The 1,497-nt window shown below is 47.2% G+C and carries 2 protein-coding genes; both read right to left on the reverse strand.

The genetic code is table 11. The features are described 5' to 3' along the window. Positions 1 to 247: 247 nt before the first annotated feature. Positions 248 to 724, reverse strand: a complete 477-nt coding sequence (locus VQ044_RS25100) for a hypothetical protein (RefSeq protein ID WP_327646885.1) — start codon at positions 722 to 724, stop codon at positions 248 to 250. Next, entirely contained in the window at positions 684 to 1,115 is a 432-nt protein-coding gene (locus tag VQ044_RS25105; RefSeq protein ID WP_327646884.1) for an FRG domain-containing protein, read from the reverse strand. The genes VQ044_RS25100 and VQ044_RS25105 overlap by 41 nt, the downstream gene beginning before the upstream one ends. Positions 1,116 to 1,497 lie beyond the last annotated feature (382 nt).

Genomic DNA, 1,497 nt, shown 5'->3' on the forward strand with positions numbered 1-1,497 from the left:
AGCCGAAAACCCCATAACTCAATGACCGACATCCCGCGGATTCGTTCTTCGGCGACTTTCGTACGCCTCGCGGCGCCCGAAACCCTTCAAGATAGCTGTCGGTCTGCTTCTGAGCTGAATTGCGCGGAAGCGGAACTGGCGCAGTCGTCTGCGCGCCACTTGCCCAAGTTAAACCATTCACGAACCCCGCGACGCCATTCTAGAGACGCGGCTAAATTCGCAGATTATAGAATTTAATAATTCAATGTTAGCCGATTTCGTCAGGTAATCCTGTAACAGGTGTCGTTTTTCGCGAAAGGTAACCTGCAGCATACCCAATTTCTGGGAACATCGTGCTTTCGTTTATGTTTAATAGATCAAGTTCATCAAATATAGGTTTTTTATTATTACCAAATATCCTGAATCTATCTATTCGCATGAATCTATATGATTTAATTTTGATTTCTGACTGAAGACCGAAAAGTAAAAATGCACCTTGTTGAGCTAGAATACGCCGATTGTTCAGAATTGGTTTGACTGGAACAATTCCTTTTAAGTCAGACAGCTTTAGTTTCCGCAGAAAATACGGCTTTTCCGCTTTTATGAAATGATGCAGCCTGAGACCAGAGCTGTCCTGATAGATTTCTTGGTCAAATTTGCATTTGCGGAAATAATTTCGCTCTTCAGGTGTAAGATAAGCGAGATTAGAAACTCCGCTGACGCCCGCTGACGGTATCGCTATCATAGTATTTAATAGATGTTTTTGGAACGCGAATACGGATCAGATGTCCGACTAAATCGCAGTTGGAACAGCACGCAAAGTACATTGCCACGAGCGGGTTGAAAGATAGATCCAGCAAGCGCGTTGGCATCTTATAATGTTGCATGCGCACAAGACGCTCAAAAGTGCTTTTATCACTACTGAACTCGCTAGGGTGTGCCGAAATGAGCTCTCTAAGCAGGTTGCTTTCATCTTTGCGCGGGGCGCCTTTCCGAAACAGACTTGGATGAATGCGGTACTCACGTTTGGAATGACCTCGATAGAGGTCAACATGCGTCTTAGGCGGCGGATCATCTTTGAGAAGCTTAAGGAGAGTTGAGAGGCTGCCGATACTGATACCTTCGTCCAGCGGCAATCTCACTCTTGAACGTGGAACGTGGAACGCGGGTGCGAGCTGCGTAGCCCGAAAACAGACCATCACTCATCTCAGTCGGATTGCTTTCTAATCATAAGACCCAGTTGATAATGAACGCGTCTTCGAAACTCTCGCAACGGCATTCGAGGTGCGGCATTGTGGACGGCAACAGTCCCTCTGCGTCCCACGTTCTGAAAGTAAGGTCAATTTTCCGTCGCTTCAGCATTTCAAGAGGACAACGGCCCGCTACCCTGTGCTGAATGTCCGCTTCCCGCAGAAGCTAACGTTAGCGCCTAACATTACAGTTGCGTCTTTCGACGAGTTCTGAATCCATGGGCGACCATGATTCGGAGGTCATGGATGATGGGCGCATCGATCGAGA

Origin of the sequence: Aurantimonas sp. C2-5-R2 (assembly GCF_036549495.1) — a bacterium.
Classification (GTDB): Bacteria; Pseudomonadota; Alphaproteobacteria; order Rhizobiales; family Rhizobiaceae; genus Aurantimonas; species Aurantimonas coralicida_A.

Coding starts and splice junctions, on each gene's coding strand:
- VQ044_RS25100 (WP_327646885.1), bottom strand. CDS start 724: ATGATAGCGATACCGTCAGCGGGCGTCAGCGGAGTTTCTAATCTCGCT.